This is a genomic window from Fervidobacterium sp. (genome assembly GCF_059913585.1).
Map to the genome: position 1 here is coordinate 16,767 of NZ_DBOLZL010000018.1, position 19,393 is coordinate 36,159.

The 19,393-nt window shown below is 39.0% G+C and carries 20 protein-coding genes, 1 tRNA gene and 1 pseudogene; 18 read left to right on the forward strand and 4 right to left on the reverse strand.

Annotated features, from left to right (window positions below; all coding sequences use genetic code 11):
• Positions 1 to 57: 57 nt before the first annotated feature.
• Entirely contained in the window at positions 58 to 1,170 is a 1,113-nt protein-coding gene (locus AC3M61_RS06965; protein WP_500780151.1) for an ABC transporter substrate-binding protein, read from the reverse strand.
• A gap of 82 nt (positions 1,171 to 1,252) precedes the next feature.
• Positions 1,253 to 2,371 (reverse strand): ABC transporter substrate-binding protein, encoded by a 1,119-nt coding sequence (locus AC3M61_RS06970; RefSeq protein WP_500780152.1) that lies wholly within the window; start codon positions 2,369 to 2,371, stop codon positions 1,253 to 1,255.
• Positions 2,372 to 2,768: 397 nt separating this feature from the next.
• Here AC3M61_RS06970 and coaBC point away from each other — a divergent pair, with 397 nt between their 5' ends.
• The 13 genes from coaBC (at position 2,769) to coaE (ending at position 12,789) form a co-directional block, all read left to right on the forward strand.
• Complete coding sequence (gene coaBC, locus AC3M61_RS06975; protein WP_500780153.1) at positions 2,769 to 3,938, forward strand: bifunctional phosphopantothenoylcysteine decarboxylase/phosphopantothenate--cysteine ligase CoaBC; 1,170 nt, start codon at positions 2,769 to 2,771, stop codon at positions 3,936 to 3,938.
• Complete coding sequence (locus tag AC3M61_RS06980; protein WP_500780154.1) at positions 3,923 to 4,987, forward strand: YncE family protein; 1,065 nt, start codon at positions 3,923 to 3,925, stop codon at positions 4,985 to 4,987. Before coaBC ends, AC3M61_RS06980 begins: the two co-directional genes overlap by 16 nt.
• A gap of 54 nt (positions 4,988 to 5,041) precedes the next feature.
• The gene (locus tag AC3M61_RS06985; RefSeq protein ID WP_500780155.1) at positions 5,042 to 5,647 is read left to right on the forward strand and encodes a CBS domain-containing protein; all 606 of its coding nucleotides are present in this window, start codon (positions 5,042 to 5,044) and stop codon (positions 5,645 to 5,647) included.
• 9 nt (positions 5,648 to 5,656) lie between these two features.
• The gene (locus AC3M61_RS06990) at positions 5,657 to 6,343 is read left to right on the forward strand and encodes a segregation and condensation protein A (protein WP_500780156.1); all 687 of its coding nucleotides are present in this window, start codon (positions 5,657 to 5,659) and stop codon (positions 6,341 to 6,343) included.
• On the forward strand, positions 6,321 to 7,052 hold the full coding sequence (gene scpB / locus AC3M61_RS06995; RefSeq protein ID WP_500780157.1) for an SMC-Scp complex subunit ScpB: 732 nt from the start codon (positions 6,321 to 6,323) through the stop codon (positions 7,050 to 7,052). Before AC3M61_RS06990 ends, scpB begins: the two co-directional genes overlap by 23 nt.
• Positions 7,053 to 7,078: 26 nt before the next feature.
• Positions 7,079 to 8,128 (forward strand): AAA family ATPase, encoded by a 1,050-nt coding sequence (locus AC3M61_RS07000; RefSeq protein ID WP_500780158.1) that lies wholly within the window; start codon positions 7,079 to 7,081, stop codon positions 8,126 to 8,128.
• A gap of 137 nt (positions 8,129 to 8,265) precedes the next feature.
• Complete coding sequence (locus tag AC3M61_RS07005; RefSeq protein WP_500780159.1) at positions 8,266 to 8,637, forward strand: DUF1292 domain-containing protein; 372 nt, start codon at positions 8,266 to 8,268, stop codon at positions 8,635 to 8,637.
• An 88-nt stretch (positions 8,638 to 8,725) separates the two neighbouring features.
• Positions 8,726 to 8,802: transfer RNA gene (locus tag AC3M61_RS07010), tRNA-Thr, on the forward strand.
• 228 nt (positions 8,803 to 9,030) lie between these two features.
• Positions 9,031 to 9,972: an inorganic phosphate transporter gene (locus tag AC3M61_RS07015; RefSeq protein WP_500780160.1), complete on the forward strand. Its 942-nt coding sequence runs from the start codon at positions 9,031 to 9,033 to the stop codon at positions 9,970 to 9,972.
• A gap of 47 nt (positions 9,973 to 10,019) precedes the next feature.
• Entirely contained in the window at positions 10,020 to 10,532 is a 513-nt protein-coding gene (locus tag AC3M61_RS07020; RefSeq protein WP_029684017.1) for an adenine phosphoribosyltransferase, read from the forward strand.
• Between the two features lie 112 nt (positions 10,533 to 10,644).
• Positions 10,645 to 12,006 carry a glucose-6-phosphate isomerase gene (locus tag AC3M61_RS07025; protein WP_500780161.1) on the forward strand — a complete coding sequence of 454 codons (1,362 nt, stop codon included), beginning with the start codon at positions 10,645 to 10,647 and terminating at the stop codon, positions 12,004 to 12,006.
• Positions 12,006 to 12,224, forward strand: coding sequence for a hypothetical protein (locus AC3M61_RS07030; RefSeq protein WP_029684015.1), 219 nt, complete (start codon positions 12,006 to 12,008; stop codon positions 12,222 to 12,224). The genes AC3M61_RS07025 and AC3M61_RS07030 overlap by 1 nt, the downstream gene beginning before the upstream one ends.
• Positions 12,225 to 12,249: 25 nt before the next feature.
• Positions 12,250 to 12,789, forward strand: a complete 540-nt coding sequence (gene coaE / locus AC3M61_RS07035; RefSeq protein WP_500780162.1) for a dephospho-CoA kinase — start codon at positions 12,250 to 12,252, stop codon at positions 12,787 to 12,789.
• Between the two features lie 23 nt (positions 12,790 to 12,812).
• Here coaE and AC3M61_RS07040 read toward each other — a convergent pair whose 3' ends face one another.
• Positions 12,813 to 13,184: a hypothetical protein gene (locus AC3M61_RS07040; protein WP_500780163.1), complete on the reverse strand. Its 372-nt coding sequence runs from the start codon at positions 13,182 to 13,184 to the stop codon at positions 12,813 to 12,815.
• Between the two features lie 122 nt (positions 13,185 to 13,306).
• Between AC3M61_RS07040 and nadE the strand changes: the two genes are divergently transcribed.
• From nadE to AC3M61_RS07065, 5 genes are read left to right on the forward strand one after another with little or no spacing between them, the layout of a single operon-like run.
• Positions 13,307 to 14,173: an NAD(+) synthase gene (gene nadE / locus AC3M61_RS07045; RefSeq protein WP_500780164.1), complete on the forward strand. Its 867-nt coding sequence runs from the start codon at positions 13,307 to 13,309 to the stop codon at positions 14,171 to 14,173.
• Entirely contained in the window at positions 14,154 to 14,651 is a 498-nt protein-coding gene (locus tag AC3M61_RS07050) for a Mut7-C RNAse domain-containing protein (protein WP_029684011.1), read from the forward strand. Before nadE ends, AC3M61_RS07050 begins: the two co-directional genes overlap by 20 nt.
• Complete coding sequence (locus AC3M61_RS07055) at positions 14,648 to 17,377, forward strand: ATP-binding protein (protein WP_500780165.1); 2,730 nt, start codon at positions 14,648 to 14,650, stop codon at positions 17,375 to 17,377. Before AC3M61_RS07050 ends, AC3M61_RS07055 begins: the two co-directional genes overlap by 4 nt.
• Positions 17,378 to 17,413: 36 nt before the next feature.
• Positions 17,414 to 17,767, forward strand: coding sequence for an aspartate 1-decarboxylase (gene panD / locus AC3M61_RS07060; protein ID WP_029684009.1), 354 nt, complete (start codon positions 17,414 to 17,416; stop codon positions 17,765 to 17,767).
• Positions 17,768 to 17,814: 47 nt separating this feature from the next.
• Positions 17,815 to 19,200, forward strand: a complete 1,386-nt coding sequence (locus AC3M61_RS07065; protein WP_500780166.1) for a flagellar assembly protein A — start codon at positions 17,815 to 17,817, stop codon at positions 19,198 to 19,200.
• A 19-nt stretch (positions 19,201 to 19,219) separates the two neighbouring features.
• Here AC3M61_RS07065 and AC3M61_RS07070 read toward each other — a convergent pair.
• Positions 19,220 to 19,393 (reverse strand): annotated as a pseudogene (locus tag AC3M61_RS07070) (IS110 family transposase); the annotation flags it as partial.

Sequence of the window (19,393 nt, forward strand, 5' to 3'; positions counted from 1 at the left end):
TTAAACTGAACAAATCAAGCCCTACCTCACATTACGTGAGGTAGGGGCTTTCAATTATTATTGCAAATCCTTAGGTTCTATCCTTGTTTCGTATTTGAATTGCCCGTTTTGGACCTTGACTATTATCACATCTTTTATTGGGTTTCCGTTAGCATCTATAGTGATAGTACCGCTAACACCCTGGAAGCCTTTTGTGGCTCTGATAGCTTCGTTTATCTTCACTGGGTCCTTTGATTTTGCACGTTCAATTGCATTAACAATAAGCATATATGCATCATATCCAAGTGCGGCATTCATAGCTGGTAGTGTCCCGTATTTCTTTTTGAATGCTTCAACAAAATCTTTTGATATCTTTGTATTTGCCGCTTCAGGAACGTAATGCGTTGTGAAATAGAGCCCTTCAACCGCTTTTCCACCTATCTTAACTAGTTCGGGAGCATCTGCACCATCGCCAGCCAGGATGTAACCTTTGAATCCCATAGAGCGTGCTTGCTGTGCAATCAAAGCTATTTCATTGTAAAAACCAGGAATCATTATCGCATCGCTTCCAAAAGCAATTGCTTGTGCAATTTGAGCGCTAAATTCCTGGTCTCCCGATTTATACTGAACCTTCTGAACCTGACCTTTATATTTTTTCTCGAAACGTTCAACGAAATAATTTGTCATAGATACGCTGTAGTCTTGTTCGATATCGATAAATATCGTTACCTTTTTAACCTTAAGGTTCTTCCCTGCAAATTCTGCCAACGCGGTTCCCTGGAACGGATCGATAAAGCAAACCCTTGAAACGAACTTCTTACCTTGAGTGACAAGTGGGCTTGTTGATGTAACTGCAACTTGTGGAACTTTCCTTGCTTCTGCTATTTCTGCAGCAGCCATTGAATTACTGCTGGAGATTTCACCTATAACTGCGACGACTTTTTCTTTATCTATAAGCCGTGCCATAGCGTTTGCCGCTTCTGTTTTTTCGCTTCTTGTATCAACATAAACAAGCACTATCTTTTCACCTAGCACAGTCTTTTTCTGTTCATATGCAAGTTCAATACCTTTCTTCGTCCAATCACCAAAAGCAGAAAGCCCACCTGTCATAGGCAGGAGCACACCAATCTTAATATCGGCAAAGATACTGAGGGTAAGTAGGAGAAGCACAATACTAAGAGTTTTCCTCATGCCACAGCACCTCCTGTTTAGTTTTTTCAGTATGTTTCGTCTAAAAGTGGGGGAATTTTCCCCCACCTTATTAAACTTAAATTTATTTCAATTCACTTGCAGAAATCTTAGCGGCAAATGCAAACTGCTGATTTTTAACTGTCAAAATAACTACATCTTTTGTCGCATTGCCATCTCTGTCAATCGTAATAACCCCAGTTGCACCTTGGAAATTCTTAATAGACCTTATTGCAGTAGCTATAAGCTCTGGTTTTGTTGTCTTTGCTCTTTCAATTGCTTCAACAACAAGCATGTATGCATCATAACCAAGAGCCGAAAGTGTTGATGGTTTGACACCGTATTTCTTTACAAATGCCTCAACAAATTTCTTTGAAACAGGTGTCACAGGTGCATCTGGGTGGTAGTGGTCTGAGAAGTATATACCTTCAACAGCTTGACCACCGATTTTGATAAGCTCAGGTGCGTCGGCTCCATCTCCAGCCAGGATGTAACCTTTGAAACCAAGTGACCTTGCTTGCTGTGCCACAAGAGCTATCTCGTTGTAATAACCTGTAACGACTATTGCTTCACTACCAAACGCGAGTGCTTGTGAAAGTTGTGCACTGAACTCTTGGTCACCAGATTTATATTGAACTTGGAGCACTTGACCACCGTATTTCTTAAACCTTTGGATGAAATAATTAGACAAGCCAACACTGTAATCTTGTTCAACATCTGTGAATACCGTTGCCTTTTTAATTTTTAGCGTCTTAACCGCAAATTCAGCGAGTGCGGTTCCCTGAAGTGGGTCGATGAAGCAAACCCTCGAAACAAACTTTTTTCCTTGAGTAACAAGTGGGTTTGTCGATGATGGGCTGACCATAGGAACTTTTTTCTTTTCTGCAATTTCACCAGCTGCAATGGAATTACCGCTGATAACTTCACCAATCACTGCTATGACGCCTTCTTTATCAATCAACCTCGCAATACCATTCGCAGCTTCTGTTTTTTCACTGCGCGTGTCCATATAAACAACTTCAATCTTTTGGCCAAGAACCGTTCCTTTCTCCTCGTGTGCAAGTTCAATACCTTTTTTCACCAAATCACCGAACGCAGAAACACCACCAGTAAGAGGCAAAAGCGCACCTATCTTGATGACGGCGAATATGCTGAGCGAACTGAGTAAAAGTGCAACCACTAAAAGTTTTCCAAACTTTCTCATACCTACTCCCTCCCTTGAAAGAATTTAAAAAATCTGGAAAAAACCTTTTCCATCATGGAACGTACAGAAATGTAACATCCTTAATTTTTTTGTTTGTATTTTAACACAATCCTCGGTTTTAAGTCAAGCTAACACTATTACAATCACGCAAAATACCAAGAAACAAGTTAGAATAATGATTTTGACAACTTTTTTGACCACAAATCGGTTTTTTTTACAAAAAAACGCAGTTCCATACTTGAAGTTAATGAACCTCTGCACAAACAAGCTACCGCCAAAACAAGACCTTTCAATAAGCGCTTCAGCAACAATAATATGTGAAATTAAGAATATAGTGGTATAATTGGAGTGCGAAAGGTCACATCAAGTCTAAAGAATTGCATGCGAGGTGGGAACAATGAACATTCTGTTGGGTATATCCTCTGGTATCGCTATTTACAAAGCAGTGGACCTGGCTAGTAAGATACGCAAGGAAGGATGGAATTTGAAAGTAATCATGACAGAGAATGCAACAAAGCTTATTAGCCCTATTGTCTTTTCTTCCGTTGGAAACTGCGAAGTGTTCACCGACACTTACGAAATAGAGCGTGGGTGGATTATCCACACAGAAGTTTCGAAATGGGCAGATGTATTACTTATCGCACCTGCAACAGCAAACACTATTGCAAAACTTGCACATGGTTTTGCTGATAATTTGTTGACAACAACCGCACTTGCTTTTAACAAGCCAACCAAAATCATCGTCCCAACTATGAATTCGAGAATGTACGAAAATGATATGACGATAGAAAATATCGAAAAATTAAAACAGCATGGATGGCAAATTGTGGAGCCGGAAGCTGGTCACCTTGCTTGCGGTGAAGTTGGGAAAGGAAGATATCCAGAAAATGAAAAGATAATTGAATTCATAAGGATTCTCACAGAAGAAAAGCCTTTGCTTGGAAAGAAAGTGTTGGTCACTGCAGGTCCCACGAGAGAAACCATTGACCCCGTAAGATACATTTCTAACCATTCAAGCGGTAAAATGGGATATGCTATAGCAAAGATAGCAAAAAGGTTAGGAGCACAAGTATGCCTCATATCTGGTCCCACTTGCCTGCAAATTCCTTACTACGTAGATTTGTATGTCTCTGTAGAAAGCGCAAAAGAGATGTTCGAAGCTGTTTTGGAAAAATACAAGGAGTATGATATACTTATTATGTGTGCCGCTGTAGCAGACTATTCACCTACTCAAAGTGCGCAAGAAAAAATCAAAAAGACCCAGGACAAACTGATATTGGAACTTTCAAAAACTCCTGATATACTTGAGTTTGTGGGTAAAAACAAGTCACCCGGACAAGTAGTTGTGGGATTCGCAGCAGAAACTCAAAATATCGTCGAAAACGCCTACGAAAAGCTTATGAAAAAGAACGCAGATGTCATCGTGGCTAACGACGCAAGGAAAGCTATGGGAAGCAATGAGAATCAAGTATACTTGGTTTTTAGAGACAAACCTACAATAATGATTGAAGGCAAAAAGGAAGAGGTAGCAAAGGAGTTGTTGAAGAGAATATGCGAGCTACTGTAAAAAACCTGACAGTAAAAGCCAAACTGAGTACCTATAAAGTTTCTAAAACTCATCTTGCCAGCTTCATTCTTTTGGTTCTACTAATTTTCTACAACACACTATTCGGTGTAGTTATCGAAAAAGTTTACGTAGGCATCAAGTATTCATTTAGAAACTACCGCACCAACGGCGATGTTATTTTCATCGACCCATTCGGTAGAAAAATGGCACTTTATGAACTTTCAAGTAAACAAATTCTCGACTTTTATAACTACATTGGAAACTTTGTTATTGCAGTATACGATTTGAAAGATAGTTACATTATTGTAGATCGCACAGGTCCATATTTATCAAAAATGGCTCTCAGTGGTGAGCTGCTTTCTACAGTAAAATTCGATAGACGGATACAAGCCAGCATCTTTGATGGTGAAAAAATATATATACTGCTTGAAAGTGGGGCAGCATACGTTTTCGATAAGAATCTGAAACAACTCTCTGTAAGTAATTTTACCGGTTCTCCAGGTTATATATTCTTGTGGAAAGGAAAACTTTTGGGAACTTACCTTTGGAACGACAATTACGATGTGGAGTTTCTGGGGGAAAAACCTGTCAAAATCGGATTAACAACTCCTTCCATTCTTGTAAATGACTTACTTGTTGACACACGAGGTGGTAAAGTCTACAATTTATCAACCGGGAAAATAACGAAGCTAGCTTCATACATTTCAAGTGCATACTATGACAAAGATTCAGGGGATTATTACATTTCTTCGATGTCGAATTCAACTGTATATGTAATAAAAGATGACAGTGTAGTGAATTCATTCCAAGTGCCTTTTACACCAACTCAGATTTCAAAAATTGGTAATTTCGTTGTGGTATTAAGCGCTCCTTACAACAAGGTCATGGTTACAACGAATGGCGAAGACTTCACTATCCTTGACACAGGTGACTATCCACTTGAGATATTCAAAATCGGCAATTCAACTACATCGTTTGCCGTTTACTGTTCCGATAGCGGTGCCGTTTACTGTTCCGATAGCGGTGAGGTTTATTATTACTATTTCTAAAAAATCAAAAATTCACAGCAAATAAGACTGCAAACTGCAAGGGAGGTATAAAAAATGAAGGCAGTGAGATGGGTAAACACATTCTTTCCAAAGGTAAAGAACACACAAACCATAACAGAAGCGCTCCACGAAATGAGAAAACATTCTTGCGATTATTGTATAGTTATCGACGATGATGGAAAATTCGATGGTTTGCTCCACAAATCTGTAATCAAAGAAGTGGAAATGGACGAAAAGGTAGGTCCATATGTTGTATTCCCAGATTTTTACATCGTTGAAGATTCAACCATTGAAGAAGCCGCGATGATGCTTATTGAAAACAAAGAAACGATACTACCCGTTGTAAACTCTAACAGCGAAGTGATAGGCGTATTAACCATTCAAGAAGTTCTTGAGGCAATGACCGAAATGGCAGCTATGGATGAGCACGGTGTTAGGATTAACCTTACCTTACCGGACAAACCCGGAGAACTGAAGAAAATTATCGATGTGCTTGCAAACAACAAAATCAACATCCTCTCGATTTTGACAATCAAAGACGGTGATTCAAGACTTGTTTCAATAAAGGTTGACAGCAAGGATGCCGAAAGCGTTGCAAGTATTCTGGAGATATACGAAATTCCTTACGAATCCATAGTGGAGGAAGAAGGTTTCTTCTGATAGCAGATTATGGAGCTGTTATTCAAACTTGAGCAACTTGAATTCGAAGGTCCCCTTGATTTACTTTTGTACTTAGTGCAAAAGAAAAAGATAGACATCCGTCAGTTGTCTATATCACAACTGGCGGATGAGTTTTTGTATTATGTTAACCAAATGGAGGAACTAAACCTTAACGTCACATCCGAATTCATCGCAACTGCTGCTTATTTATTAGAACTCAAATCAAAAAGCTTACTACCGATGAGTGAAAAAGAAAAGAAGGAATATGAATACAAAAGAGAATTACTCATAAGGCGTATTGAAGAATACGCCAGACTCAAAGAACTAACCGAGCAAATCTTGAACAAAAGCTCTGCTGACCAATATCCCGTCAAAGTGCCATATACATTTCCAAAAGTGGATGAAAAGAAACTGGTCAAAATTGTCAAAGCGGCATTGCAAGAGGTTGAAGTTAAACAGAAGGTCTACATTATAAAGAAAGAAAACTACTCTTTGGAGAAAATAATGGAGGAAATCGAAGAAAAATACGATGTGGTCAATCTTTTTGACCTACTCAGGGACAGTTCTTCCAAATACGAAATTATTGTAAAATTCTTAGCTGTTTTGGAATTAATCAGATTTGAAAGATACACAATAGACGATGATTTTGTTTTAAGAAAAGTGGTGAGACAAGATGTCGCAAATGTTGGAAAGTGATGTAAATGATATAAACAAACCAATCCAAAGTCTGGAACCTACAAAAATATCGCTTGTTGAAGCCATCATCTTCGCTTCGAGGGGAGTATCCAAAACTATCCTTGCTGAGCTAACTAAAATACCTGAGGAAGAACTTGACGAGATACTTAAATATCTAAGAGAAAAATACGATTCTGAGGAACATGGAATTGAATTAAAACAAATAGAAGATTATTATCGATTCTACACAAAACCACAGTTTGCCGATGCGGTTTCAAAAGTAGCCAGGCGCAGAAACCTTGGTAGCCTTTCGCCTGCTCAACTTGAAATAGCGGTATTTTTGGCAGTTCGAAGACAAGCTACCAAACTCGAAATAGATAGCATGCGCGGTAAGGATTCTTCTAACCTTATAAAACAACTTCTCGTTGCTGGGGTTATCAAAAGAAGGAAGCTCGGAAGAACATTTGTTTACAGCTTAACGGATACATTCAAAGATGAAAGTATGATTGAAGAATTGGTAAGACAAGCTGGTGGCGCTTCGTTTGAAAGCATAGGTAAAATGCTCTTTGAAACTCCTGAACAATCAGAAATCCGTGAAACCCAGGGAAATCAGGAAAACCAAGAAAACCACCAACAAGTTTTTCAACAATCAGACGAGTCAAGAAAATTAGAAAATGAGGCTTTTGAAGTTGTTCGAAAAGAAGAAATAGAAATACCTCCTGAAGAATAAAAAGCAAACCAAAGAAGGTGAAAATGTTGACTGTTCGTGAAGCAAAGTATCTATCAAGGAAAATAATGGAAGCGGGGGAAATTCCCCTGCTAATTGGTCATTTTGGCGTGGGAAAAACTGATATAGCGCGTGAAATCGCCCAGGAGACTGGTAGGAAACTAGTCATACTGGTTCTTTCCCAAATGGAACCAGGTGATTTAATAGGTCTACCTGCGAGGGATGAAAATAAGACAAAATTCTTGGCTCCTGATTGGTGGCCAGAAGATGGGAATACGATTATTCTCTTGGATGAAATAAACCGAGCTCACCGAAGCATAAGAAACGCCATAATGCAACTTTTGGTGGATAAAAGGATACATAACCATATCCTTCCAGAAGGCACGTGGATAATGGCTTCCATGAACCCACCAGACGAAAACTACGACCAAGTCGAACTCATCACCGACCCTGCGTTCCTGAGCAGGTTTTTCATCCTCGAGATTCACCCAGACCCAAACGAATGGGTAGAATGGGCAAGGAAAAATCGGATAGAAGAAGAAGTAATAGACTTTATATCTAAATATCCAGAATTTCTCTCCGTTCACGAAAGTGTTTCCCTCAAAGCTTCTATCAAACCCAGTCCAAGGAGTTGGCACAAATTAAGCAAAGTCTTGTCACTGATGTCCGAAGATGACAAAAAAGAATACCTGTATATTCTTGCAAGTGGTATCGTGGGACCGGAAGCTGCAAAAGTGTTTATAGACAAATCACTCGCAGGGAAAATACATAGTCCTTCCGAGATACTGTTGGAAGGGAATATCCCCGCATCTTTAGATATTCACCAGGCGAACGGACTTCTGATTAGGTTAATCGATTATCTAACAACGGTCGACGACAAAGAACTCGAGAAACTTTCAAACCGAATAGAAACTATCGCGCAAAACCTTTTAAAACTTTCGCATGTCGTGCCCAAGGATTCTTTTGAAGCATTCATAAGAATGTTGGTCAACCTCTCAAACTTGCCCGGTCTGAAAGGGGAATTTTCGGACAAACTGCTCAGAAGATTGATAAGTGAAGTGACTGAAGAAAACAAGTGAGTCTTTCATTTCCTAAAGAACAAAAAACTGCATTAAGATAAACAAAACGTAATGTTAACTAAGATTTAAACCAAAAATCCCATTCTGTGGTATGATATTACTTGTATTTTTATCTTTTTAAGGAAGGAGAGATTGACATGTTTGACCACGAACACAACCATCACCATCATGATCATGACCATGAACACCATGACCACATTGATGCATTCACTCTTATGGACGAGGAAGGAAATGAACACCACTTCGTCTTACTCGGAGAAGTTGAGAACAAAGGAAAGACATACTGGGTATGCGAAGAAATCTTCGTAGAAAATGATGAAGTTTCTGAATTTGGAGATACATACCTTTTCGTCAAGACAGAAGATGAAAATGGTAACGTTTTCCTCGATTCAATTGAGAGTGAAGAAGAATTCAACGAAGTAGCAAAAATTTGGGAAGAAATGATGGGCGGCGAAGACTTCTTCGTAGACTTAGACGAAGAAGATGAAGATGAAGACGAAGAAGAGTAATATTTTCAAAATCGCATTGCACAGTCTTGACCATTTTAGGAGTATTTGGTAAAATAAACATCGGTCAGACACCCAAAGTTTGCTGGGCGCAGGCGTAGCTTCAAGCGGTGGAGCGCCTCCTTGGTAAGGAGGAGGGTGTGGGTTCGAGTCCCACCGCCTGCTCCAAAATAATGAAAAGTTGCGAAAGAGGGTACAAAAATGAACTGTACCCTCTTTTGTTTTTATAACTTTCAAAAAAACACGCGTAATCGTGTCCCTTTGCTTTCACGTATTGTTCAAACATGGAGGAATACGTAGTATAATATTTCGCTACTGCGCTTTATACTTTCCAATATCGCAATTACATCTTCACAGACATATGATACACCTTGATAGGGGAGGCGCTTGTCGGCAGTGCTCATAATTGATGTTTTAATCTTTCTACCTTCGATATTTCTTGGCATAATAATGGGTGGAAATGACGCAGGGAACACATTAGGTGTTACCGTTGGAAACGGAATTTTCAAAATGAAAAAAATGATAACTATCGCTGCCGTGGTAGTTATTATTGGTGCTTTACTGGGGGGTAGACCTGGACTTAAAGTATCTTCTGGCATAGTAAAAGTTGATTTGCCTGGGATAGTTATAATCAACATCTCAGCAGCAATAGTGATGCTATTTTTCTTAAGAAATGGCTTACCTATTTCCGTGACACAAGCAATAGTAGGTGCCAACGTCGGAGTTGGTATTTTACTCAAGAACATCAACACTCAGTTACTGTTGTATATAGTCTTAGGATGGTTCTCTACACCTGTGGTTGCGTTCTTGCTTGGCTTCATTCTTCAAAAAGTTCTCGCAGTTGTGTTCAGAGGCATACGTAACTTGCAAGTTAGAACTTACATCTTGAGAATTTTCCTGTGGATTTTCACAATATATGGAGTATATTCTATGGGGGCAAACAACGTCGGAAAGATTACCGGAATACTTTATCAAAAAGGCTACAACGTCTATTTGCTTTTGCTAATAGGTGGGTTGTCGTTAAGTGCGGGTGTCCTTTTGCTGAGCAAAAAAACAATTTACACACTTGGTCGAGAACTAATAGCTCTCGACGATTTTACAGCGATGGTTACAATAGCAACGCAAGCTCTGACTGTGGGCTTGTATTCTCTTATCGGGCTTCCAGTTTCACCAGCCCATGCAATAGTTGGCAGTTTGGTTGGTGTAGGCTTTTCAAAGGGTACAAAGTTACAAAACCCAAAAACATTTAACAAGATACTCTTTTCATGGTTACAAGCTCCTGTATACGGTGGAATATTATCCGCATTCATGTATTCAATCTACAAACTTTTGTGGTAGAATATATACGTGAAAAAATACAGAGCACGATGGAGGTGTAAAACCACATGGATTTGAAAGCGTTTATAAGAGACATTCCAGACTTCCCACAAAAGGGCGTTATTTTCCGAGATATAACCCCTCTCATCAAAAACCCAGAAGCATTTAGATACGCTATTGATACCATTGTAGAAGAAGTCAAGAAATATGAATTCGACTTGGTTGTTTGTCCAGAAGCACGTGGGTTTATTATCGGTGCTCCAATTGCTTACCTTCTTGGCAAAGGCTTTGTTCCTGTTAGGAAACCTGGAAAATTACCATACAAAACTGTCAGTGATACATACGAACTAGAATATGGCAAGGCAGAATTGCATATCCACGAAGATGCAATTGAACCTGGTCAAAAAGTTTTGATAGTAGATGATGTCCTTGCTACCGGTGGAACTGCACTCGCACTGAAAAGACTTGTTGAAAAAGTTGGAGGAACCGTTGTTGCTAGTGCTTTCTTAATTGAACTCACATATTTGAACCCAAGAAACCTGCTCAAAGATTTACCGATAATAGCTCCAATTAAATACTAAAAGGTTTCAATATACTCCATAGACACCGATAATCGAAGTAAACATCGTAACATTCATCAAGAAAAATGTTGAAAACACTATTGCTGTATAAGGCAGTATGGAGGTGTGACTCGTGCTAAAATTCGATTTTACGTACACACTTGCAGAAAATGTGCAAGGTGGACTTGAAACTGCAGAAATTGATGCGTATTCTGCGAAAGTAGAGGAATTTTTAAAAAGGCTTGATGAAAATAAGCCTGGTTTTGTCAATGCTGTGCTAACACGAAAATGGATTGACTCGGTCAACGAGTTGAGTGATTTCATATTTACATTCGATAACTTAGTCGTTTTGGGAATCGGAGGTTCCGCGCTTGGTAATATCTCAATTCAAAACGCACTCAGACCTGCAAATTGGAACTCACTGAGCGTTGATGAAAGAAATGGATACCTAAGAATTTTCGTCGTGGACAACGTTGACCCAGATTATTTATCCTCTGTCCTCGATTGCGTTGACCCAAAGACCACGTTGTTCAACATCATCTCAAAATCCGGAACCACAGCTGAGCCCATGGCAAACTACCTCATCGTGAGGGGGATTCTTGAATCATACGGACTTGACCCAAAAGAACACCTTATCTTCACAACAGACCCAGAGAAAGGTGTCTTGAGAAGGCTCGGAAGAGCAGAAGGCATCAGAATGCTTGAGATACCACCAGACGTAGGCGGAAGGTTCAGTGTTTTGACGCCTGTTGGCTTACTTTCAGCTAAGGCAGCAGGAGTTGATATCGAAGAACTGATAATTGGAGCAAAGGATGCATATGATAAGACTATTAAATCTCCGCTTTGGGAAAATCCAGCAGCGTTGATTGCTGTTACACACTATCTGCATTATTTGAAGAAACGCAACATATCCGTCATGATGGCCTACTCAAACAGATTGTATTACTTTGCAGATTGGTATAGACAGTTATGGGCAGAAAGCCTTGGAAAGATGTATGATAACGACGGAAATAAAGTGCACGTAGGTCAAACACCCGTAAAAGCACTTGGTGCAGTTGACCAACACTCCCAAGTCCAGCTCTACAATGAAGGACCAGATGACAAAGTAATAACATTCCTAAGAACAGAGCAATTTGACAGAGAAATCACAATACCAAAGATACATGAAAACGAGCCTGAACTTGCTTACCTTGGTGGTAAGAAGCTTTCAACATTGCTTAACAGCGAACAACTCGGTACACAACTTGCACTTGCAAAGCACGGAAGACCTTCAATAACAGTAACATTCCCAAAAATTGACGAATACCATATTGGTCAATTCATTATGTACTACGAACTTGCGACCGTTATCGCCGGTCACCTATTCAACATTAATCCGTACGACCAACCTGGTGTCGAACTCGGAAAGAAAATCACATATGCGCTTATGGGACGTCAAGGTTTTGAGGAATACAATTACTCAGACAGCGCACAGAAAAGAGTTGAGGTAGAATGATGAAAGAATACGTAGAAGTTCTTAAGAGTATTTTCGACCCAATAGCTGTCTTTCTAAAAGACGAAGAATTTATAGTCGTTGTAAAAGATGAGAGGAATCTACAACAAGCCATTGCAGAACTTTCAAACAAAATTGACGATGATATAAGCCTGGTAGTACTCAGCAAAGAGGAATACGAAAAGATGAGCCACCAAGACTTGGGAGAAAGAATTATCTAAGTTAAGTAGACATCGGTGAACGAACATGGTAGTCTGCGTTACCGGTAAGATAGCAACCGGCAAAAGCACTGTATCACAGTTCTTTGCCCAAAAGGGTTTTGATTACATAAACGTGGATAAACTCGGACATCTTGCCTTTGAAATAAACAAAGAACGCATAAAGAAAGTTTTTGGAACTTGTAATAGGAAAGAAGTTGCAACAATCGTCTTCTCAGATGCCGAAAAACTTGCGTTACTCGAAAGCATTGTTCATCCCACGATGCTTGAGCTTTTGAAAAACGAATTAGATGCAAGAAGAGGTAAAGATATCGTCATAGAAGCGGCGATCAAACGAAGGTTAGGGATAGACTGTTGCGATATTACAATTACCGTTGTGTGCGATGAAAATGTGATAAAAGAAAGACTCAAGGAAAGATATGAGGAAGAATTAATCGAAAAAATATTGGAAAGACAGAAAGATATTGAACCAGAAGGAATTATAGTAACTAACAACTCGTCATTAGAAGACCTGAACAATCAACTTGAGAAAATATACGAGCAGATAATAAAGAAAGTGAAGGGATAATCCCTTCACTTTTTTCATTTTTTTTAATACTCATTGCTTCCATTTCCCTTTGTAAACAACAAATTCACAAAACTACCAACAACAACTCCTACCAGCATCCACGCAATTCCAAATCCAGCAGCCCCACGTGCCAAAACAGTCAATAAGATATTGTAAGTGGCATAGCTTCTAAAATTGAAGTATGAAACTATTTGGAGAAGAAAAAAAGAAACTATCGGCGATACAACAGATACAACAAGTAAATCTTTAAGTTTAGTATTCAAACCAATAAGAAGAAACGCCAATATTACAAACACAACCGGATACCATCCTACTGAAAAGTTCGGAAACAACAAATAGAAAGTGGCGTATGACTCTATCAATGAAATGCCTACTATGAAAAGTATCTTCTCCATAATCCTATATTCTCCCTTCCTCTGGTCTGATATTTACGGTAGTCGCTATATATTTTAACATGTTTTAAGAAAATGTGTTAAAATATTAATGAAAGAACCTAAAAAATATCGAGGGGATGTAAATGACTAACTTTAATCCTTCTGCTGAAGTTGAACGGATAGTAAACTTTATCAAAAATACAATCCAAAAATACAACTTCAAGGGTGCCGTCATTGGTGCCAGCGGTGGAATTGATTCCGCAGTTGTCTTGGCTTTGCTTGTAATGGCTTTAGAGCATGATAAAATAAAGGCCCTAATTCTTCCGGAACGCGACAGTTCAATGACAAGTATCGAAGATGCAAAGATGGTATGCAGACATTTCAAAGTAGACTATAAAATCATCTCAATCACCCCTGTGCTCCGTGCAATGGGCGTATACAAACTCTTTCCACCTGCGCCATTCATTCCAGAAAAGATAAAAATTGATTATGCAAAACGAAGATGGCAAAGATACCCCGACCCATATGTTATGGACCTTAAAAACGAAGGTGACGAACTATTTTTGAAAGGCATTGCATATTACAGAGCCAAACACAGGGCAAGAATGTGCAAGTTATATTTTGAGGCTGAAAAGCTCGGATATTGTGTGGTGGGGACAACAAATAAGACAGAACTAGCCCTTGGATTGTATGTCAAATGGGGCGATGACTCGGTCGATATAGAACCTATTAAACATCTTTACAAAACACAAGTTTACGAACTTGCAAAGTATTTGGGAGTTCCAGAAAGGATCATCCAAAAACCACCAACACCAGACCTTGTTCCTGGTGTCACAGATGAAGAAGCTTTTGGTTTAACCTATCCTGAGATTGATGAGATTCTAATGAAATTGGATGACGGACAAGAAATAAATACAGAGAAAGCAAGAAGGGTCAAAGAACTAATGAAGTTAGCAAAGTATCGAGAACTTAAATCGTTAGGAATCGAAGATGAGCAAGCAACAATATGAATTGAAATTCCTTTGTGATTTAACCGTAGTCAAGCTCGGGAAAAAATTAAGAATTCTAGGCTTTGATACTGAGATTATCAAAACAGTAAATCAGCAAGCAATTAAGGAACTTCTGAAACACAAAAAACGAACATTGGTTACAAAATCAAAAGAGCTGGCTAAGGCATGTGGCGGAATACTTATCACGAAAAATAAAACATCTGAACAGCTCGAAGAGCTTTTGATAATACTGAAGAACACAAATACACAACTGCCGAATACTCCTGCACGTTGTGCTTATTGCAACGAGGTTTTAGTAGACTGCCCAAAAGAAGAAGTAACTGGGAAAGTTCCCATATATGTTTTTGAAACAATCGAGCATTTCAAACGTTGTCCAAAATGTGGGAAAGTTTACTGGCGTGGGACTCATGTAGTAAGGCATTTGGAATTTCTTGCTTCCCAAGGCAAAGAAAATGATACGCGAGGTGATAATGAATGATAAGCAAAAAAATATGCTATGCGTTAACTGAAATATTCGAAAAAGATAAATACTCTCCAGATGCGGAGAATGTGGCAAATATATTAGCTGAATTCATCGGAGTTGAAAAACTCTCGGTAGCTTTTTACGAAAAATCCAGAGATATTTACAGAATTCTTTTAAGTAACTTTCTTCCTCTCCAATCTAAAATCCCTGTTTCGAACATAGGAGATAGAAATTCACTTTCAAAGTTATCCATACAACTCAAAGATGGCACCATTGTAGAAGCACACGTTGAACAGCTGATTCACAGCTCTGTTGAAACTGGCGATGAGAAGGTCGGAATTATTTTGACGAACGAGATTCCAAAAAAGATGACGAACTTTACCGAAGTTGTTGATTTTCTTGCATACGCTCTGTGGTTTATTCCATCATACGAAAAGTCAAAGAGCTACCTTCCAAAATATCGTTCTCTATGGATGCTCACAAATCTATTTGAATCCGCTAAATCGCAAGAAGAACTTTTAGAAGGGTTTCTAAAAGTCATCTCCGAAATCATCGAATCGGAAATCACTGCTGTTTTGAGTCTTACAAAAGAAGTAAACGAAGAATATGATATGATGATTTACGACTCTCAAACTTCACAAATAATCTGTAAAAAGCTTAACCCTTCAGAGCTTCCTACTGAAACGCTCCGTTTTTTCAAAGGAATGGAAAAGATAGTTTACAAACCAGATGGACTGAGTGAACTTTTCTCCACGAAAGTCCTATCTGCTCTCATTTTGCCCGTAGAAAATCATTGGTTTGTTTTTGCCAACAAAAGAAATACGAATATTTACTTACAGACAAAATCTTTTGATTCAATGGATTTAGACCTTGCTCGCGATTCTGTTAAGCGATTTTTGCTCGCCAAAGGACGTATCGAATTTGAGAAAAGGCTGGAAGAAGAAGTTGCAAAACTAAGAGAACTCCAGAAAACGCACGAATCACTTATCGAAGACCAAAAAGAGCAAATTAAGAGGATGAACGCTGTCCATTACATAAGCCAGGCGATGCGGACAATGTACAGCGTCAAGAATGTGTACAAAACTCTTTTGCTTGGTCTAACCTCTGGAAGATTGCTTGGTTACAACCGGGCTCTGTTACTGACATACGACGAACAGCGTGACGTACTTGTTGGTAAAATGTGGCTCGGTCCCGATACGGAAAATGTTGAAGAAGATTGGAAAAAAGCCAATCTCAGAGCGATGCGCTATGCCGATGTAGTCCAATATCTACGCGAAGAAGCAATGACACTGGAAATCAACAATAGACTTACCCAAAAAATTGAAAACAAAATATTCCCATACAAAGCACACCCGATACTTGAAAAATGCGTGCTTAGAAAGAAGATATTTGTTGCAAATGAAAGAATTGTTAATACAATGGGCTTAGAAGTGGCTGATTTAGTCAATCTGCTAGGAGTTAAAGAATTTGCCGTTCTGCCACTTGTTGGACGCGAAGGAGTTTTTGGCGTGGTTATTGTCGACAACTACTACACAAAAAAGCCAATAAAAGAAAGCGATATCGATATTCTCAAGATAGTGTCAGACAGCGCAGGCTTAGCAATCGAAACTGCACAAAACTACGAAGAACTAAGAAACAAAACACTGTCTCTGGAACGTCAAAAGAGCCTTATCGAGTATCTACGCGAGTTTTCCGAATCAATTTTGCAGAATATGTCTTCTGCAATTATTGTTATCGACAAAGAAGGCAAAGTAACCGAATGGAACAAAAGAGCAGAAGTTTATTTCACCCGCCCGAAAGAACAGATGACAGGCGTTGAGCTCAGAGCACTTGGTCCAGAATTTGAAGATATCGAAGAAATGGCATTCCAAGCAATGAGAATTAAAGAAGAAATAACCCTCAGCAATTATTTGATCCAGGTCGGTGGGCGAGAACGATACTACGATGTGAAAATCACACCTTTCTGGGATGCCGATAAAATCATGCTCAGAGGAGTCATTATTACCCTAGATGATGTTACCGAACGAGTTAGTCTGGAAAAGGAGAGGAAAAAGCAGGAAAAACTCGCAGCTCTTGGGGAAATGGCTGCAAGGGTTGCTCACGAGCTAAGAAACCCAATCTCTGTGTTGGGAGGTTTCATCAAAAGACTTGAGAAAAATGCAGACAACCCAGAGGCAAGGGAAAGGTATATAAATATCATCAAGGATGAAATACTAAGACTTGAAAATATAGTGAACGAGATCCTGGACTTCAGTCGCGAACCAAGGTCTTTGGAATTTACGTATTTCAACATAAACAAACTCATCAACGACGTATACATTCTACTAGAAGAAAAGGTCCGAGAAAAAAATATACTCTTTAACTTTGAAACAGACGCTGAAGAAATTACCGTATATGCCGAATACTCAAGAATGAAACAAGTTATTATAAATCTTCTCCAAAATGCGATTGAAGCAACTCCAAAAGATGGTAAAATATTAGTTGAAACACGTATCAAACTTGATAAAATCGTTGTGTCGATATGGAACGAAGGCACACCTATCGACAAAGAAACTGCGGAAAAGCTCTTCACTCCGTTCTTTACAACTAAAGTTCATGGCACCGGTTTGGGACTGGCTATTTGTAAGAAGATAGTAGAAGACGAGCACAAGGGAAAGATTTACCACGAGTCAACAGAGGACGGTAACAAATTCGTCGTTGAGCTACCAAAACCAGAAGTACAGCCAAGCAGTGTTGAATAGATATGTTGACATATGAAGACAGAAGGAGGAAATAGAATGATGGAATTTATGTTAAAAGCAAAAATCCACATGGCTACCGTAACTGAAAAAGAAATCGAATACGAAGGAAGTATTGGCATCGATGAAGAACTATTAGAACTGGCAGGGATAAAAATTAACGAGATGGTCTTAGTATCTGATGTGAATAACGGTAACAGGCTCGTCACATACGTTATCCCTGAACCACGGGGTTCAAGAAAAATTTCATTAAATGGTGCCGCTGCAAGACTTGTGGAAAAAGGTGACCGAATTATCATCATGGCGTTCGCTCTGTACAATCCCGATGAATACAGAGGACCAAAGATAATAATTCTCAACCCTGATAACAGCGTTAAAGAGATAAGGGGATAAAACATCTGTGATGTCTATTAATACCAACAATTCCAAGGGGGATTCAGATGAATATATCAATAACCACATCGCCCGATAAAATGGAAGCTTACATAAAAGTATCAAACATACTGCCTGGAGAAGAAATTACGCTTGAAAAACTAATGAAAGCAATAAGAGATGCAAAAATCGTTCACAACATAGACATCTCCGCACTAAAACAATTATGTGAGAACCCCGTTGATGGTGTCTCCGTTTTATTTGCAAAAGGTGATGAACCAAAAAATGGTGAAGATGGGCGAATAGTATTTGAAGTTTTGCAAAAGAGCCCTTCATTTACCACTTCCGGTAATCGCGTTGATTTCAGAGAATTTCCCGTTCAAAAAAGAATCATTGTGAAAAAGGAGCAAAAAATAGCTACCATATATCCCCCTACCGAAGGTGTTCCTGGCAGGAACGTTTATGGTGAACCTGTTCCAGCAAAACCCGGAAATGAAGCAAAAGTATCTTTGGGAAAGAACGTTGCACTGAGCGAAGATGGGATACACATAGTTGCAACATCAGATGGTATACTCAAAGTTGACCCAGAAAAAGGCTTAATTGAAGTAAGCGAATACTTGGAAATAGAAGGAAATGTTGATTATGCAACTGGCAATATAGAATTTCCTGGAACTGTTTTGGTAAAAGGTGATGTAAAACCCGGATTCATAGTTCGAGCAAAAGGCGACATAGAAATACAAGGTATAGCAGAAGCTTCTACTGTGATTTCGTTAGAAGGTAGTATCAAACTAACAGGTGCAAAGGGAAAAGATAAAGGACTGATAAAAGCAAGAAAAGATGTTCACCTCAAGTATGCAGAATCTGTGACTATAGAATGTGAAAACCTTTATTTCGAATCAAACTTGCTGAATTGTACTGTTAGGGTCACAAATTCCATAATTGGTCAAGGTAGGAACAGTGCGATAATCGGTGGTGAATACGTTGCTACATCCCGCATAGAGGCTGATGAACTTGGTTCAGATTTTGGTGTTAACACTTACCTTGAGGTTGGTGTCAATCCGTATCTCAGAGAAGAGCTCAAACTAATTAACACTCAAATAGAAATCGACAGAACCAGCCTGCAAAAGCTTATCAACATCGTCAAACAGTACAAAGAATTAAAAGAACGAGGTGTTAAGCTCTCCCCTGATAAAGAAGAGCAATTTTCAAAAGTAACAAGAAAGCTTATCAACTTAAGAGACCAACTCGAAAAAAACCTACAAAGAAAACAAGAACTTGAAAGAAAGATTAATGAAATGAAATACCAATGCGAGATAGTAGCGCGCAAAACCCTCTACCCTGGTGTTGAAGTGCATATGCACGATGCGAAATACACAGCCGATATTCCTCTTCCAAAGGTTGTTTTGAGATATGAAGATGGGAAAATCGTCGCAGGTGGATATTCTGGAACTTAACAACTCCAAGAACTAGGAGTCAACTATGTAAAATTAAATTTTGAGTAGAAGGCGAAAATGTATGATCAATATGGAATTTCTCTCGCTTTTTCATCATAGCAAATATTGTCCTTAGCAACTTGTGTGCTACACTCATCATCGCTTTTTTGTATACTAATCCTTGCGAGCGTTTTCTTTGAAAATATGCTTTAAA

Bases quoted from the DNA above. Each gene is read 5' to 3' on its own strand.
- AC3M61_RS06965 (WP_500780151.1), bottom strand. From the start codon at position 1,170: ATGAGGAAAACTCTTAGTATTGTGCTTCTCCTACTTACCCTCAGTATC.
- AC3M61_RS06970 (WP_500780152.1), bottom strand. From the start codon at position 2,371: ATGAGAAAGTTTGGAAAACTTTTAGTGGTTGCACTTTTACTCAGTTCG.
- coaBC (WP_500780153.1), top strand. From the start codon at position 2,769: ATGAACATTCTGTTGGGTATATCCTCTGGTATCGCTATTTACAAAGCA.
- AC3M61_RS06980 (WP_500780154.1), top strand. From the start codon at position 3,923: ATGCGAGCTACTGTAAAAAACCTGACAGTAAAAGCCAAACTGAGTACC.
- AC3M61_RS06985 (WP_500780155.1), top strand. From the start codon at position 5,042: ATGAAGGCAGTGAGATGGGTAAACACATTCTTTCCAAAGGTAAAGAAC.
- AC3M61_RS06990 (WP_500780156.1), top strand. From the start codon at position 5,657: ATGGAGCTGTTATTCAAACTTGAGCAACTTGAATTCGAAGGTCCCCTT.
- scpB (WP_500780157.1), top strand. From the start codon at position 6,321: ATGTCGCAAATGTTGGAAAGTGATGTAAATGATATAAACAAACCAATC.
- AC3M61_RS07005 (WP_500780159.1), top strand. From the start codon at position 8,266: ATGTTTGACCACGAACACAACCATCACCATCATGATCATGACCATGAA.
- AC3M61_RS07020 (WP_029684017.1), top strand. From the start codon at position 10,020: ATGGATTTGAAAGCGTTTATAAGAGACATTCCAGACTTCCCACAAAAG.
- AC3M61_RS07030 (WP_029684015.1), top strand. From the start codon at position 12,006: ATGAAAGAATACGTAGAAGTTCTTAAGAGTATTTTCGACCCAATAGCT.
- coaE (WP_500780162.1), top strand. From the start codon at position 12,250: ATGGTAGTCTGCGTTACCGGTAAGATAGCAACCGGCAAAAGCACTGTA.
- AC3M61_RS07040 (WP_500780163.1), bottom strand. From the start codon at position 13,184: ATGGAGAAGATACTTTTCATAGTAGGCATTTCATTGATAGAGTCATAC.
- nadE (WP_500780164.1), top strand. From the start codon at position 13,307: ATGACTAACTTTAATCCTTCTGCTGAAGTTGAACGGATAGTAAACTTT.
- AC3M61_RS07050 (WP_029684011.1), top strand. From the start codon at position 14,154: ATGAGCAAGCAACAATATGAATTGAAATTCCTTTGTGATTTAACCGTA.
- AC3M61_RS07055 (WP_500780165.1), top strand. From the start codon at position 14,648: ATGATAAGCAAAAAAATATGCTATGCGTTAACTGAAATATTCGAAAAA.
- panD (WP_029684009.1), top strand. From the start codon at position 17,414: ATGATGGAATTTATGTTAAAAGCAAAAATCCACATGGCTACCGTAACT.
- AC3M61_RS07065 (WP_500780166.1), top strand. From the start codon at position 17,815: ATGAATATATCAATAACCACATCGCCCGATAAAATGGAAGCTTACATA.